The organism is Dokdonia sp. (genome assembly GCF_039945015.1).
Taxonomy (GTDB): domain Bacteria; phylum Bacteroidota; class Bacteroidia; order Flavobacteriales; family Flavobacteriaceae; genus Dokdonia.
The window spans coordinates 18,567-33,676 of the sequence record NZ_JBDUXP010000031.1; the positions used below are offsets into that span (position 1 = coordinate 18,567).

The window sequence follows — 15,110 nt, forward strand, 5'->3', positions numbered from 1 at the left end:
AAATTTGACATACATAGATACCAAGCCATATATAGGAAGACGTATAGCTGCAGGGGTTATAGACTATACTATTATTTATGCATTTACTTCAGTAATATCTCTATTACTACTTGCGAATTTTAGGCAAAGCATTCCTTATATCCTAGAGGAGGCACCCATTATTATTCTCGTGATTGTTTGGCTACTTATAACGGTCGGTATAGAAATAAGCGTAGGAGCAACTATAGGTAATCTTATTCTTGGTCTTAAGGCAATCCCGATGAATGGACAGTATAGGAAATTAACTTTTATAGAATCGTTAAAGAGACATATAATGGACCCTGTAGATATGATTTTCTTTGGGTTAGTAGGAGTTATCGTGATTAAAAATACCGAGAAGAATCAGAGAATAGGAGATTTATGGGCAAAAACTATTGTGATAAAATAAAAAACAAACTGTCATGAAAATACCAATCATAACAGGAATCATTGATAGAAGAATTCTTATAAACTATCAAGTAGAAAAAGAAGCACTAGAACGATATCTCCCAGAACCCTTTATGCCTAAATTAATACACGGAAAAGGAATGGCAGGTATTTGTCTTATCAGACTTAAAGAAATTAGACCCAAAGGATTTCCAAAAATGCTAGGAATATCTTCAGAAAATGGAGCACACAGGATCGCAGTACAATGGTATGAAGATGGTGTGTTAAAAGAAGGAGTATATATTCCAAGAAGAGACACTTCATCAAAACTTAATGCAATGGTAGGAGGGCGCGTTTTTCCTGGAGTACATCACTTAGCAGATTTTACCATAAAAGAAGAAAGCGATACGTACGAAGTTGCATTTGTAAGCGATGATCATACATCTTTATCTATAAAAGCAAATGAAACAAATCATTGGAATGATGAGAGTGTTTTTGAAAACCTCCAAGAAGCTTCAGATTTTTTTGAAAAAGGAGCTGTAGGATATTCTCCAGATGGTAATTTTTATGACGGACTAGAACTAAAGACCTACCATTGGAAAGTATCCCCTCTTAATGTAATAGCTGTTAACTCAAGTTTTTTTGGTAATACCGATATTTTCCCAAAAGGATCAGTCACTTTTGATAACGCATTATTAATGAAAGATATTGATCATGAATGGATAGGTTTACAGAGAATTAAACCCTCTTAGAGTTGATACTCTTTTCATAGACTGCACATTAGATTATGGCTTAAAATCACTCATCTAGGAGATTTATAAAAGAGTGGTGCCAGTACTTTTTTTAATTCTCTCTCTTTGGGGGGGATGTCCAAAGGACAGAGGGGGAATTTAGTATATTTACAGTATGGAGTTTTTATTTTTAGGACTTGCGATAGGAGCCGTAATCGCTTATTTCTTATATGGACGTTTTGCTAGAAGAGGAAGCAAAGCAAATGCGCATTCGCAATCTATGGTACTTATGGAACGCATACGGTCTGTGTGTAAGTTTATTACCGTCGAAGGTGATTTTGCAGAGATATATCATTATGAAAGTTTAAAAGATAAGTGGATTAAAAAATTACTTGGTACTAAGAAAGCATTGATCCTCATTGATGCAAAAGCGCACATAGGTTTTGATCTTACCAAAGTGAAAATGGAAGCAAATGTAGAAACTAAGACGATTAAACTCTATGATTTTCCGCAACCAGAATTACTTTCTATAGAAACCGATTTCAAGTTTTATGATAAGAAAGAAGGATGGGCAAACCCTTTAACAAGTACTGATCTTACTGATATTAATAAAGAAGCAAAGCAACATATCGTCGATAAAATCCCAAATAGTGGTTTGTATAAAACGGCATCTCAACAAGCATTAGATACCATTATACTTATTCAAAAATTGGTAGAAACCATCGGATGGCAACTAGATTATGATGCCTTAAAAATAGGGGAGGCAGAAGAACCCAAAAAACTCAATCTCTAGTGATACATATTATCCTTGGAAATACAGGCGCAGGCAAAACAACCTATGGGCTTTCTTTAAAAGAGAAAAAACAAGGCGTTATTTTCTCTATTGATCATTGGAACAAAATGCTTTTTCTAGATGATAAAACCCCAGAAGATGGGGTAGATTGGTTTTTGGAACGTATTGAGCGGTCGGATAAGATGATTCAGTCGTTGGTTATACAGCTTGCCGAGGTCGGTACTCCTGCGATTCTAGATTTGGGATTTGCAAAAAAGGAACGGAGGGAACGTTTTTACGCTTTCGCGAAAGCGCATAATATACCTTTACAATTACATTTCTTAGATATCCCATCCGAGATACGTAAGCAACGTGTTGTACAACGCAATCAGGAACAAGGAGTGACCTTCCAGTTTGAAGTATCCGAAACGGACTTTGATTTTATGGAAACTTGGTTTGAAAAACCCACCCTAAACGAATTAGAGTATGCAACAATTATCACTCAATAAAATAAAGCAATACCTACTTGGTATAGCATTGTGTTATGCAACTGTTGTGACAAGTCAGGATTTTGAGAAAGTAGATGCAACGGTGTCATTTTATCCAAATAGCTTTATAACAGATCAAGCCCTAGCAACACAAATTAAAAAAGACTTTACAGACCCTAAAGAACAATTGAGAGCAGGATATTCTTGGCTTATTAATAATGTAGCCTATGATCCACAAGAATATTACACCTATAAGTTTCAATATCGTATTCTTGAAGAACGCAATGAGAAAATGGCCGAAACTCGAGAAGGCATTATAAATAGAACCGTACAAAATGGTATTGCTGTATGTGAAGGATATGCGCTCACCTTAGAACGAGTTTGTGAATTATTAGGTATTAATGCCTATGTAGTACGTGGAGATACAAAAACACAACCTTCTGATATAGGACGTCCTTTTGATAAAAATCATATGTGGCTGGTGGCGATCATTGATAAGAAACCCATGTTGTTAGACCCTACTTGGGGAGCAGGACGTTATAATGGTACGTTTATTAAATCCCCTTCTTATGCATATTTTGACACCCCAGCATCTCAGTTTTTAAAAAGTCACTATCCAGAAATATTTGATGATGCTTATGTGTTTTTTGATCTTTCAAAAGAAGAATTTAGTAAACAACCCTTGCTTATAAGCGAGCAACTTACCATAGATGCCATACATCCGAAACAAGGAATCTTAAAATCAAAAATGTTGTCTAAAGGAATTGTATTTTCGCTTCCTGGAATAAAGGCAGAAAAAATAACGTATACTCTTGATACACCTGAGAAAATCTCAGCAGATTTTCAAAAAGAGGGACATGGAATTCAGTGTACGATAACTGCAAAAACAAAAGCGCAATCGCTTGTTATTTATGCAGATGATATACCCATAATTGCTTATAAAATTAAGAAGTAATAAGATGCACATAGAAGAATTTAGAAACTACTGTATTGCAAAAAAAGGAGTGACCGAAGAGTTTCCTTTTGATGAAAAAACCCTTGTGTTTAAAGTAATGGGAAAGATGTTTGCATTAAGTGGCTTAGAACGCATCCCCGCACAAGTTAATTTAAAGTGTGATCCAGAACGTTCTGCTACTTTACGAGAAGAATATGACGGGACTATTACCGGAGCTTTTCATATGAGTAAATTACATTGGAATTCAGTGATTTTACAGGAAGTACCTCCTCAATTAATTACCGAACTTATAGATCATTCTTATGATCTTGTTGTGAGTAAAATGACAAAAAAATTGCGTACAGAACTAGAAAATCTTTAATACAAACCTCTTAGCTTGTCAAAAGAGTATTATATAAATGCCTATCCTTTAATGAACAACCCATCTCAATTTTATAAAGATCAAAAATCAAAACATCAAGAAGCACTTGCCATAATTAAAAGGCAACTTAATGTATCAAGTACCATACGATTACTGTTGTTTTTTGGAATAGTAGGAAGTGTATATGTTACGTTTGGTTTATGGAAGGTAATGACAGGAGTGCTCCTTACAGAGATTGCCGTATTTGTCTTTTTTGTAGTACGTCACGGCAAGCTTGTATATAAAAGAGACCTTCTAAAAGCATTGGTTTCTATAAACGAAACAGAATTAAAAGTACTTGATCGTGATTTTTATGACTTACCTTCTGGCGAAGAATATCATGATCCAATTCATTTTTATAGTCAAGATATAGATCTTTTTGGGAGAGGTTCTTTTTTCCAATATATGAATAGAACAGCTCTAGAAAGCGGTTCGGATGTACTCGCAAATATTGTGAAGGCAAATGAAATTACGGACATCCCAGCAAAACAAAAAGCAATAGAGGAAATAAGCACCTTTCCAGAATGGAGACAACAGTTTTCTGCAATCGCATCTTTAGTAAAAACAGAAATGCCAGCAACCTCTGTAATTCAATGGTTACAAGAATATAAATCTTTTATTCCTAGAGGAACAAAAATGGGGTCATGGATTTTTTCTGGGATATCACTAGCAACATTAGCACTGTATTTTTTGGGATTTATACATGGAGGTATAGTTATAGGATGGTTTGTAATAGGACTTGCGATCGTAGGACGATTTTTAAAAAAAATCAACATGCTTTCTGCACATATAGGAAAGATACAAAGTACTTTTGATCAGTATCATAAGTTATTAGCAAAAATAGAAGAGCAAACATTTGAGAGTGATTTGCTTAAAGAAAAGAGAAATTATATTATCAATACTTCTCAAAAAGCATCTGGAGTATTACATGCGTTTTCAAAACATCTTGATGCGCTAGACCAGCGTAATAATGTATTGGTAGGAATTATAGCCAATGGGTTTTTTATAAGAGATCTAGCAATTGTATCCCAAGTAGAAACCTGGATAAAACAACATAAAGACGATGTTGCTATTTGGTTTGAAGTGATTGCCTTTTTTGATGCATATAATAGTTTAGGGAATTATGACTTTAACCATCCTTTACATCACTATCCAGAAATCACAGATACCCAAGTAACACTTAAGGCAACACAAGCAGCACACCCATTATTAGATCCTGCAAAGGCTATTCTTAATGATATAACGATACATAAAGAACAGTTTTTTATCATTACAGGAGCAAATATGGCAGGGAAAAGTACATTCTTACGTACCGTTGCTTTGCAAATAGTTATGGGAAATATAGGATTACCTGTATATGCAGTAAAAACAGAATACTCACCTATCAAGCTTATTACCAGTATGCGTACAACGGATAGCTTAACAGATGATGAAAGTTACTTTTTTAGCGAACTCAAACGTCTCAAGTTTATCGTAGATGAGATTAAGAATGATCGTTATTTTATTATCCTAGATGAGATTTTAAAAGGAACCAATAGTACAGATAAAGCCATAGGGTCCCGCAAATTTGTAGATAAACTAGTCCACTCAAAATCTACTGGAATTATTGCAACTCATGATTTGAGTTTATGCGAAGCCTCACAGGACTTAACACAAGTACAGAACTATTTCTTTGATGCACGTATAGAGGATGACGAACTCTATTTTGACTACACCTTTAAGGAAGGGATTTGCCAGAATATGAATGCCAGTTTCTTATTAAAGAAAATGGAAATTGTAGATTGATAATGTATTATGTATGGGACTTGATATTGTAGAACTTATTGTTGAGATAGAAAGCACTTTTGATATCTCCATTCCAGATGAAGAAGCAGAGCATATCGCTACTGTAGGACAACTGATAGATTACGTAGATGCACGCCAAAAACCTAATGGTAAAATAGAAAAACAAGAAGTCGAGAAGCATATCATACACCTTATAAGTACATTAATAGATATTCCTGTAGACGAAATAGAATTACACCATTCATTTACAAATGATTTGGGAATGGATTAAAAAACAGATGGATGAGGTGATGTACGCTTTCGCATAAATTGATTCTGCCTCCTCAGTATTAAAACTCCATAACTTTCAGTACTTTTAAAGAACAATCAAAAAACCAATTCATATGAAATTAGGAGCCTTTTCTAGTAGTCTAAGTGTAAAAGATATTAATGCCTCAAAAGCATTTTATGAAAATCTTGGATTTGAAGTGTTTGCAGGAGATATGGAACATAAATATCTCATCATGAAAAATGGCAATGCACTCATTGGACTTTTTGAAGGAATGTTTGAAGATAATATCCTGACCTTTAATCCTGGATGGGATGAAAGTGCAAACCCACTGGATGCTTTTGATGATGTGAGAACGATTCAGAAAGATCTTAAAGAAAAAGGAGTTGCTCTAGAGCGAGAAGCAGATGAGACTACATCGGGTCCAGCAAGTATTGTGCTTATGGATCCAGACGGAAATGCCATACTTATTGATCAACATGTATAAAAAAATAGCATATTGGATAGTTTAACACAAATAGTACTTGGAGCTGCTGTAGGAGAAGCAGTTTTAGGAAAGAAAGTTGGTAATAAAGCCATGCTATGGGGAGCTATTGCAGGAACAATACCTGATTTAGACACGTTTGCTCGTCTTCTTACAGATACAATTACAGCGACAGAAATGCATCGTGGTTTCAGTCATTCTATTATTTTTTCTTTCCTTATGGCGCCTATCTTAGGGAGGTGTGTCCATCAAATTAAAAAGCGACCCGATGTCGGTTGGCAAGGATGGAGCAAGCTTTTTTTCTGGGGACTATTTACACATCCCATTCTAGATGCATTTACCACATGGGGAACACAATTATTTTGGCCATTTGATGTTCGACTTGCGTTTAATAACATTTTTGTGATAGATCCATTATATACAATGCCGTTTTTAATATGCCTTATCATTGCAGCGTTTAAAAAGAAGGGTTCGCTTTCGCGAAAGCGTATAAATAACCTTGGGATCTATCTAAGTACGGGATATATAATACTTACGTTGTTTTTAAAATGGGGAGCACATACAAGAATTACAGAAGCCTTAGAAGAACAGAATATTGCCTATACAAAAATGTCTACACGTCCAGCACCTATGAATAGCATTTTGTGGAATGCAAATGTAGATGCAGGAGACCGGTATCTGGTAGGAGATTATTCTTTTTTTGATTCAAAACCCATCACTTTTACATCCTATCCTAAGAAGAGAGAGCTATCAGAACAACTAGGAGGAACAGATGAGGTACAACGCCTTATTAAGATCTCAGAAGGGTGGTATATTCTAGAGCAAGAAGATGAACAATGGATTTATAACGACTTGCGTTTTGGATTGATTGCTATAGATCCAGAACATCCGCAATTTGTGTTTAGATATGTTCTTGAAGAAAAGAATGGAAAGATAACAGCAACAGAAGATCGTCCGGAAATGGGAAGTCTGCAGGCAATGGTTAAAATTCTTTGGGAACGTATTAAGGGAAATTAATTCTTTAAAAAACAAAAAGAGAGCTGCCTTTTCAGACAGCCCCCTAAAATCAAAAATTAATCTTTGGTTTTTTATAATAAGAGGTTTCTCTTATTAGTTTCTTGGTGATCCAATTTGAGTACCGATGACACTTGCATCTGGTTGTGTAATTACTGGACAGTTAATGATTGCTCCAGTTGCAGTTAATAGATCAGATAATGAATTTGCTAATGGACTTGCGTTTGCATTTCCTCTGAAAGGAATTAAAGTACCATCATCTAAAAGATCATTAATTTGACCAAAACTTGTTAAAATCACACGATCTTCTGCTTGAACTGTAAACTCAGTAATATGTGCATCCCACATTGGTGCATAGCGTGTATCACTTGGATCAATTGGGAATGTATTTGTAGGGTCATTTACTTGACGCTCACTTATAGAAGCTGAATTTAAACCTTGGAATCCTAGAGGATTATTAGCATCTGGTGTAACACCATTTGCAGTAGGGCTGAAAGGTAACATAGAACCTCCTGGGAATAATCCGAATTGAGGTAAGTTATTTAATCTTGGAGCATATACACCTAGTTCGATTGTTGCAGGTCCTGGATCAGAAGTATCTGTTACGATATGGAAGTAGTATGGACTACCATCATGCCATCCGTCTAAAAGTTGCATAACAACTGATGCTTGACTTCTATCTAAGTTTGGATTGTTTTGATCATCTTCATCTGCTTGACTGTTCCCGTTTGGATTAGGAATTCTATCATGTATCCCTGTACTATTTGCTACCAATTGAGCATTAATTACAATGTTAGTACCTGGTAATACAACATATGATGACCAATTGGCATCTGCTACCGCTCCAGGAGTGACTGAGGCAGGAGGGAATCCAAATAATAAATCTTGTCCACCTCCAGGAGTTAAAGATCTTGTTGGAGAAAAATCTACAGATCCTTCAAAAATAAGCCTTCCATCATCAGTCCATTGAGAGTTTTGCTCTCCACCAGAACCAATTGATTCTGCCATTCTAGGAGCATAAATAACACCTAGTTCTCTGGCCAAATCGCTATCAGAAGCTTCGGTAATTACATAGTATCCTTCTCTACGTTCTCCACTAGGTAATGTTTCCCAACCTTGAAACATTGGAAACCTAGCTGTAGGACCAGCTGGCACTACGTTTCTGTCTGTACGGTAATCAATACCTAAAATACTAGGTAAAAATACATTTTGTGCATCTGTAAATGAAAGGATAGGATTGTCTGCATCATATGGAGTACCTCCATCAGCTTCAATACTATTTAATAATAAACTAGCTGCACTTGGAGTTTCGGCTTGAGGGTTGTCGTCTCCTCCTGAAGGGTTATTATCGTCATCAGAATTACAGCTTGCAAATAAAATTGCTCCAGCTGCCATCATGGTATATATTAATTTTTTCATGGGTTTTTTTTTAAATGAGTAGTTTTTGTTTTAATCTTTTTGTTTCATTCAGCTTGTTTGAAAAAAATAAGCGCTTATTTTTTTAGACACTCATTTAGACTTAGAGAGTTCTTGTTACTTTCTGATGTTTTTAAGAATTTGTAAGAAAAAGGAAGTTTTTCACAGTTTTTTTATTCATATTTTTTTAAACAAAAAAATCGATAAACCGAGTGATAGTCTAAGGATTTTAGATGTACTGTTTTCTGTAAAAAAATAAATGTTAAAAAATCAATTAGGGCAATAATGACTATTTTAAAAAAAAAAAAGTGTTATGTTTATGACATAAAACACTCATTTTTAGCGTTATAGTAGTATAAGGAAAATCTATAGTATACGTGACTTTAATAAGGTAATCATATTTATTATAAAATGTAAAATAAAATAGATAGAAGAAATAGAAGAATTTTTATACTATTATAAAGATGATTTGTAAGCTCTCGGACTCATCTTTTTATAGAGTTTAAATTTTCGATTAAAATGTGATAAAGTTTGAAAACCCGAAAGTTCGGCAATGTCTGCAATAGGAAGTGTTGTATTCTCCTTTAATAGTTTACTGGCATGGGAGATACGTAATTCAGTAAGAAACTGAAAATACGTTTTATTAGTTCGTTTTTTAAAATACTTGCAAAAACCATTTGTACTCATCGCTGCAATATGTGCAATTTCTTCTAATTGTATAGGTTTAGAAAAATTCTGTAAGGAGAATTCAAAAATGCGATGCAATTTCTTACCATCTGCTTCAGATATTTTTTTATCATATATAAAAGAGGAAATAGGCGTATAGTTACAGTTTTTGAGCAATGCTATAAGTTGTAAGAAATAGGATAAACGAATAAGCCCTTCGCTTTGAGATATTATTTTAAAAATAGTCGTTAACTCTGTCGTTGTAGTGGTTTTAAAACCCGCTTTCGCGAAAGCATAAAAATCCCCAACTCCTTTACCCTCTTCTAGACCAAGAAAAGAATCGCCAAATGATTGTGGACTAAAAAAAAGGGTGTGCATTAATGCATCTGTATACTCATTACGAAATACATGAGGTTGTTGCCCTCCAATCACAAAAACATCTCCTTTTTGAAAATGATGTATTGTATCTGCTATAAGTAAAGTGCCTTTGCCTTCTTGTATGATACTAATTTGGAGTTCTTCATGCTGGTGTAACTGCCCATAAAATTGCCCAGAATCTACCTGAAAAACAATAGCTGTATTGCTAGGTTTGGGAATTTTAAATGGTAACACTTTCATATTGTAAAGATACTTTATTGTATCTAAAATGCTAATCATAAATAGATATTGGATAAAATAAGCACAGTATTGGATAAAAGAGTCACTATTTGTATAAAAGATGTATCTTAATTTTAACCCTAAAATAGAGCACCTATTTTTAAATTTATAAATGAACGATTAATATTTAATACTCATGTCAATACATTGGGAAGGAGTGATGCCAGCCGTCACTACAAAATTTACAGCAAACGATTCTTTAGATCTAGATATGTTTGGAGTTAATATACATGCACAATTAGAAGCTGGAGTACACGGAATTGTATTAGGAGGTACTTTGGGAGAAGCAAGTACATTAAGCGATGCAGAAAAGAGCACCTTAACGCAAGAAACAGTACAACTAGTAAAAGGTAGCGTTCCTGTGCTTATTAATATTGCAGAGCAAACTACAAAAGGAGCTATTGCAGCAGCGCACAAAGCCGAAGAAGATGGAGCAACAGCATTGATGATGCTACCTCCTATGCGATATAAAGCTGGAGATCAAGAAGTGGTAGAATATTTTGGAGCAGTAGCTCGTAATACGTCTCTACCTATTATGGTATATAATAATCCAGTAGATTATAAGATAGAAGTAACACTAGATATGTTTGACCAGATATTAAAACATGATAATATAGAAGCGGTCAAGGAGTCTACAAGAGATATTTCAAATGTGACACGTATTAAAAATGCTTTTGGAGATCGATTAAAGATTATGACAGGTGTAGATACCCTTGCATTAGAATCTTTATTGATGGGAGCAAATGGATGGATTGCTGGACTTGTAGATGCATTTCCTGCAGAAACAGTTGCTATTTATGAATTACAGAAAGCGGGTCGTATTCAAGAAGCTATTGAAATATATCGTTGGTTTATGCCCTTGCTAGAGTTAGATATAAACCCGAAATTAGTGCAAAATATAAAACTTGCCGAAGTTCATACAGGAATCGGAACAGAACACGTAAGAGCACCACGATTACCATTATCTGGAGAAGAGCGTACTCACGTATTAAGTGTTATTAAAAAAGGACTTGAAACAAGACCGACATTACCTGATTATAAGAATTTATAGGCATATGTTTTTATTCTTTTTGGTAAAAAAGAAAACCCGAAAATGGAAATACAATAATGTATGTTAGAAATTAGACCTTCATGTGAGCATTGTGATAAAGCGCTTCCTTATGATGCGACTGATGCCATGATTTGTACATTTGAATGTACGTATTGTACAGATTGTGTAGAAAACATATTAAAAGAAGTGTGCCCTAATTGCGGAGGTGGTTTTGAAAAAAGACCTATACGCCCTTCGTCATTGCTAGAGAAATATCCAGTATCTACAAAACGAGTTTTTAAACCTGTAGATGTTCAAAAACACCTACAGAAGATTAAAGGGAAAAGTTAAAAAACAGTATGTTAGGATTAAGAACAACTATATATAAAGTAGGAGATTTACAAGTTGCTAAAGATTGGTATGCAAAAGCATTCCAAATAGCTCCTTATTTTGATGAATCATTTTATGTAGGTTTTTCTATAAAAGGATATGAATTAGGATTACAACAAGAAGAACATCCTACTACGGATAAACCAGAAAATGTGGTGAGTTATTGGGGAGTATTAGATATTAAAGACACATACGCTCATTTTATTCAGGTAGGAGCTACAATGCTTGAAGCTCCTTATAATGTAGGAGGCGAACTTATGGTTGCAACGGTAAAGGACCCATGGGGTAATTGTATTGGATTGATATACAATCCAGAATTTAAATTAGAAGAATAAGTAAGAGTATATGATCACAGGAAAAAACTATATAGGAAATACATTAAGTGCAAAAGGAGCAACCACGTATCAAACGTGTAATCCAAAAACAAATCAACCTAACGAAGTACATTTTACAGAGGCAACTTCAGAAGAGATTGATCAAGCAGTACACATGGCTTCGCAAGCCTTTACTCCTTTTCAAAATTGTTCTGGTGCAAAAAGATCTCAATTTTTAAATGCTATTGCAGATGAGATTGAAGCATTGGGAGATACACTAGTTCAAACGTATATATCAGAAACAGGATTGCCAGAAGGAAGAGCAAAAGGTGAACGAGGGCGAACTGTAGGACAACTCCGCATGTTTGCAGAGTATATAACAACCGATGAGTGGCGCAATCCTAAGATCTCTGGAGAAAGTAAGGAATTGAGACAATATTTAATTCCGTTAGGGCCTGTGGTTGTTTTTGGAGCGAGTAACTTCCCATTAGCATATGCTACTGCAGGAGGTGATACCGCAAGTGCACTTGCAGCCGGTTGTCCAGTAATTGTAAAGTCGCATCCTATGCATGCAGGAACAGGAGAATTAGTAGGAAGTGCCATACAGAAAGCAGCTCAGAAAACAGGAATGCCAGAAGGTGTATTTTCAAATTTGAATAGCTCAGGGATTGAAGTAGGAGTGCAACTAGTAAATCATCCTGACGTAAAAGCGGTAGGATTTACAGGAAGTATACGAGGAGGACGTGCCTTATATGATCTTGCAGCACAAAGAAAAGAGCCTATTCCAGTTTTTGCAGAAATGGGAAGTGTAAACCCTGTTATCATTACAAATAATGCACTTAAAGAACAAGGAGAAACTATTGCACAAACGTATGCAGATTCTATTACCTTAGGAGTAGGACAATTTTGTACAAACCCAGGATTAATTTTAGGGATTAAAAGTGAAGAGCTTTCTTCTTTTGTAGAAGATTTAGGAAAGAAAACAGCAGCTATAGATGCATATTGCATGTTACATCCAGCGATTCATAGTGCCTATGAGCAAAAAGGAGAAGCCATTATTAATGAGCCAGAAACGACTGTAGTTGCAGCACACCAAGGAGATAGAGATGAAAATTATGCACAAGCAAAAATTGTAACAGTTTCTGGAGATGCATTTTTAAAGAATTCAAAACTACATCAAGAGGTTTTTGGTCCTTTTTCTATGGTCGTACAATGTGATGATGAAGCACAATTATTACAAATCATAGGAGGATTAGAAGGACAATTAACAGGAACCATCATAGCACAGGAAGAAGACTATAAAGATCTTTCACCCCTTGTAGAAAGACTGCAAAACCGTGTAGGACGCATTGTATTTAATGGTGTTCCTACTGGGGTTGCAGTAGCAGATGCGATGACACATGGAGGTCCATATCCAGCTTCTTCAGATAGTCGCTTTACTGCGGTAGGAAGTCAAGCGATAAAAAGATGGGTACGCCCATTTAGTTATCAAGATTTTCCAGAAGAACTGTTGCCAGAAATATTGAAAAGTTAATGACTCCCAAACTTTCCTCCTAATAAGGAGGATTGAAGGAAGTATTTTAAGATACATTTCTAATGAATTAAAAAATTGTAAGAAGATGAAAAAAGTATACTCCTTTCTATTTGTACTTTATTTTTGCTTTGGCGCCTATGCTCAAGAATCAAATAAGGAACTAGAGCAAATTATCAATGAGGTGGCAGATCATAAAAGTTATGATGGCAAGGAGTATCCTATGGGATTATTTTCTAAAGATTATTTTAAGAAAGAGGCCGCTTTCGCGAAAGCGCAATTAGAAAAACTCGCTACGTTATCCAATGACAAGCTTTCTGAAACCGATGCGATCTCTCTAGCATTATTACGTTTTAAGCTACAAGAAACAGTAGATTATTATGCCTATGAAAGCTACCTAAATCCATTATTGTCGGACTCTGGATTCCATAGTAGTTGGAATTATATGGTACGACCTATCGCAAATTATGCGCAAGCAAAATCATATCTAAATAGGCTTAATGCCTTGCCAGATGTGGTAGATCAATATGTGCCCTTATTAAAAGAAGGATTAAAAAAAGGAGTGTCACAACCTAGAGTTATTTTTAATGGATATGAGAGTACCTATGACTCACAAATCGTAGACACATACGAGGATAGTTTCTATTATAGCCCATTTAAAAACTTGCCAAATTCACTATCCCAAACTCAGAAAGATTCTGTACTCTCTGCAGCTAAGAATGCTATAGAAAAAAACGTAATTCCATCTTTTAAGCGTGTCAAAACATTTTTTGAAGAAGAATATTTTCCTAAAACAAGAACGGCTATTGGTGTTTCAGAAACCCCTAATGGAAAGGCATATTATCAGAATAGAATCAAGTATTATACAACTTTAGATCTCACAGCAGATGAGATTCATCAAACGGGATTGAAAGAAGTAGCTCGTATCAAATCTGAGATGGAGAAGATCATTGCTGAGGTGAATTTTAAAGGATCTTTTGCCGATTTTTTACAATTCCTTCGTACCGATGAACAGTTTTATGCAAAGACACCTAATGAGTTACTGATGATCGCAAGAGATATGGCAAAACGTGCCGATGCGCAATTACCACGCTTTTTTAAAACGCTTCCGCGAAAACCATACGGAGTGGCTCCCGTACCAGATGCGATTGCACCTAAATATACCACAGGACGTTATGTAGGAAGTGCAAAAGGAAGCACAGATCCAGGATATTACTGGGTAAATACGTATGACTTACCAAGTAGGCCTTTATACGTATTACCTTCTTTAACGGTACATGAGGCGGTGCCTGGGCATCATTTACAAGGGAGTTTAAATCAAGAACTGGGAGATGAGATTCCTCAGTTTAGAAAAAATATGTACCTCTCTGCTTTTGGAGAAGGTTGGGGATTATACTGTGAATTTCTAGCCGAAGAAATGGGGATGTATACTACACCTTATGAACGTTTTGGAAAACTTACCTATGAGATGTGGCGCGCATGTAGATTGGTTGTGGATACAGGAATTCATGCTAAAGGATGGACACGAGAACAAGTCGTAACCTATATGTCTGAAAATACAGCACTTTCTATACATGAGATTAATACAGAAACCGATCGGTATATCTCTTGGCCTGGACAAGCACTATCCTATAAAATAGGCGAAATCAAAATAAGAGAACTCCGTACAGAAGCAGAAACTGCTTTAGGAAATACGTTTGATATTCGTGAGTTTCACGAAGTGATTCTTGCACAAGGAACTGTGACATTAGAGATTTTGGAAAAGCGAGTGAAGGAGTGGATTGAGGAATCTAAAAGGTAGGAT

16 protein-coding genes and 1 pseudogene are annotated in these 15,110 nt (G+C 35.4%); 15 read left to right on the top strand and 2 right to left on the bottom strand.

What is annotated here, in order from left to right; all coding sequences use genetic code 11:
* Positions 1-4 precede the first annotated feature (4 nt).
* The 10 genes and pseudogenes from ABJD27_RS22220 to ABJD27_RS22265 all read left to right on the top strand — a co-directional run bounded on the left by ABJD27_RS22220 (position 5) and on the right by ABJD27_RS22265 (position 7,305).
* The gene (locus ABJD27_RS22220; RefSeq protein ID WP_348169512.1) at positions 5-427 is read left to right on the top strand and encodes an RDD family protein; all 423 of its coding nucleotides are present in this window, start codon (positions 5-7) and stop codon (positions 425-427) included.
* 13 nt (positions 428-440) lie between these two features.
* On the top strand, positions 441-1,157 hold the full coding sequence (locus ABJD27_RS22225; protein ID WP_348169509.1) for a DUF2071 domain-containing protein: 717 nt from the start codon (positions 441-443) through the stop codon (positions 1,155-1,157).
* A 154-nt stretch (positions 1,158-1,311) separates the two neighbouring features.
* A complete protein-coding gene (locus ABJD27_RS22230) occupies positions 1,312-1,929 on the top strand; it encodes a DUF4230 domain-containing protein (RefSeq protein ID WP_348169506.1) in 618 nt (205 codons plus the stop codon).
* Positions 1,929-2,417, top strand: a complete 489-nt coding sequence (locus ABJD27_RS22235) for an ATP-binding protein (protein ID WP_348169503.1) — start codon at positions 1,929-1,931, stop codon at positions 2,415-2,417. The genes ABJD27_RS22230 and ABJD27_RS22235 overlap by 1 nt, the downstream gene beginning before the upstream one ends.
* Positions 2,395-3,351: a transglutaminase domain-containing protein gene (locus ABJD27_RS22240; protein WP_348169500.1), complete on the top strand. Its 957-nt coding sequence runs from the start codon at positions 2,395-2,397 to the stop codon at positions 3,349-3,351. The genes ABJD27_RS22235 and ABJD27_RS22240 overlap by 23 nt, the downstream gene beginning before the upstream one ends.
* A gap of 4 nt (positions 3,352-3,355) precedes the next feature.
* A complete protein-coding gene (locus ABJD27_RS22245) occupies positions 3,356-3,712 on the top strand; it encodes an MmcQ/YjbR family DNA-binding protein (protein WP_348169497.1) in 357 nt (118 codons plus the stop codon).
* Between the two features lie 15 nt (positions 3,713-3,727).
* Positions 3,728-5,536 carry a DNA mismatch repair protein MutS gene (locus tag ABJD27_RS22250; protein WP_348169494.1) on the top strand — a complete coding sequence of 603 codons (1,809 nt, stop codon included), beginning with the start codon at positions 3,728-3,730 and terminating at the stop codon, positions 5,534-5,536.
* A gap of 19 nt (positions 5,537-5,555) precedes the next feature.
* Positions 5,556-5,675: pseudogene (locus ABJD27_RS22255) on the top strand (phosphopantetheine-binding protein); the annotation flags it as partial.
* 244 nt (positions 5,676-5,919) lie between these two features.
* Positions 5,920-6,291 carry a VOC family protein gene (locus ABJD27_RS22260; protein WP_348169491.1) on the top strand — a complete coding sequence of 124 codons (372 nt, stop codon included), beginning with the start codon at positions 5,920-5,922 and terminating at the stop codon, positions 6,289-6,291.
* Positions 6,292-6,303: 12 nt separating this feature from the next.
* Positions 6,304-7,305 carry a metal-dependent hydrolase gene (locus ABJD27_RS22265; RefSeq protein WP_348169488.1) on the top strand — a complete coding sequence of 334 codons (1,002 nt, stop codon included), beginning with the start codon at positions 6,304-6,306 and terminating at the stop codon, positions 7,303-7,305.
* A 93-nt stretch (positions 7,306-7,398) separates the two neighbouring features.
* Here the strand turns inward: ABJD27_RS22265 and ABJD27_RS22270 are convergent, their stop codons facing one another.
* On the bottom strand, positions 7,399-8,721 hold the full coding sequence (locus ABJD27_RS22270) for a hypothetical protein (RefSeq protein WP_348169485.1): 1,323 nt from the start codon (positions 8,719-8,721) through the stop codon (positions 7,399-7,401).
* Positions 8,722-9,174: 453 nt separating this feature from the next.
* Positions 9,175-10,002 carry an AraC family transcriptional regulator gene (locus ABJD27_RS22275; protein ID WP_348169483.1) on the bottom strand — a complete coding sequence of 276 codons (828 nt, stop codon included), beginning with the start codon at positions 10,000-10,002 and terminating at the stop codon, positions 9,175-9,177.
* A gap of 175 nt (positions 10,003-10,177) precedes the next feature.
* On the opposite strand from ABJD27_RS22275, the gene ABJD27_RS22280 reads away from it, so the two are divergent.
* The 5 genes from ABJD27_RS22280 to ABJD27_RS22300 all read left to right on the top strand — a co-directional run bounded on the left by ABJD27_RS22280 (position 10,178) and on the right by ABJD27_RS22300 (position 15,107).
* Positions 10,178-11,092, top strand: a complete 915-nt coding sequence (locus ABJD27_RS22280) for a dihydrodipicolinate synthase family protein (RefSeq protein WP_348169481.1) — start codon at positions 10,178-10,180, stop codon at positions 11,090-11,092.
* 60 nt (positions 11,093-11,152) lie between these two features.
* Positions 11,153-11,422 carry a DUF1272 domain-containing protein gene (locus ABJD27_RS22285; RefSeq protein ID WP_348169479.1) on the top strand — a complete coding sequence of 90 codons (270 nt, stop codon included), beginning with the start codon at positions 11,153-11,155 and terminating at the stop codon, positions 11,420-11,422.
* Positions 11,423-11,430: 8 nt separating this feature from the next.
* Positions 11,431-11,796, top strand: coding sequence for a VOC family protein (locus tag ABJD27_RS22290; RefSeq protein ID WP_348169476.1), 366 nt, complete (start codon positions 11,431-11,433; stop codon positions 11,794-11,796).
* Between the two features lie 10 nt (positions 11,797-11,806).
* Positions 11,807-13,309, top strand: coding sequence for an aldehyde dehydrogenase (NADP(+)) (locus tag ABJD27_RS22295; RefSeq protein WP_348169473.1), 1,503 nt, complete (start codon positions 11,807-11,809; stop codon positions 13,307-13,309).
* Between the two features lie 85 nt (positions 13,310-13,394).
* A complete protein-coding gene (locus tag ABJD27_RS22300) occupies positions 13,395-15,107 on the top strand; it encodes a DUF885 domain-containing protein (RefSeq protein ID WP_348169470.1) in 1,713 nt (570 codons plus the stop codon).
* Positions 15,108-15,110 lie beyond the last annotated feature (3 nt).

Bases quoted from the DNA above. Each gene is read 5' to 3' on its own strand.
- ABJD27_RS22225 (WP_348169509.1), top strand. From the start codon at position 441: ATGAAAATACCAATCATAACAGGAATCATTGATAGAAGAATTCTTATA.
- ABJD27_RS22230 (WP_348169506.1), top strand. From the start codon at position 1,312: ATGGAGTTTTTATTTTTAGGACTTGCGATAGGAGCCGTAATCGCTTAT.
- ABJD27_RS22240 (WP_348169500.1), top strand. From the start codon at position 2,395: ATGCAACAATTATCACTCAATAAAATAAAGCAATACCTACTTGGTATA.
- ABJD27_RS22245 (WP_348169497.1), top strand. From the start codon at position 3,356: ATGCACATAGAAGAATTTAGAAACTACTGTATTGCAAAAAAAGGAGTG.
- ABJD27_RS22260 (WP_348169491.1), top strand. From the start codon at position 5,920: ATGAAATTAGGAGCCTTTTCTAGTAGTCTAAGTGTAAAAGATATTAAT.
- ABJD27_RS22270 (WP_348169485.1), bottom strand. From the start codon at position 8,721: ATGAAAAAATTAATATATACCATGATGGCAGCTGGAGCAATTTTATTT.
- ABJD27_RS22275 (WP_348169483.1), bottom strand. From the start codon at position 10,002: ATGAAAGTGTTACCATTTAAAATTCCCAAACCTAGCAATACAGCTATT.
- ABJD27_RS22280 (WP_348169481.1), top strand. From the start codon at position 10,178: ATGTCAATACATTGGGAAGGAGTGATGCCAGCCGTCACTACAAAATTT.
- ABJD27_RS22285 (WP_348169479.1), top strand. From the start codon at position 11,153: ATGTTAGAAATTAGACCTTCATGTGAGCATTGTGATAAAGCGCTTCCT.
- ABJD27_RS22290 (WP_348169476.1), top strand. From the start codon at position 11,431: ATGTTAGGATTAAGAACAACTATATATAAAGTAGGAGATTTACAAGTT.
- ABJD27_RS22295 (WP_348169473.1), top strand. From the start codon at position 11,807: ATGATCACAGGAAAAAACTATATAGGAAATACATTAAGTGCAAAAGGA.
- ABJD27_RS22300 (WP_348169470.1), top strand. From the start codon at position 13,395: ATGAAAAAAGTATACTCCTTTCTATTTGTACTTTATTTTTGCTTTGGC.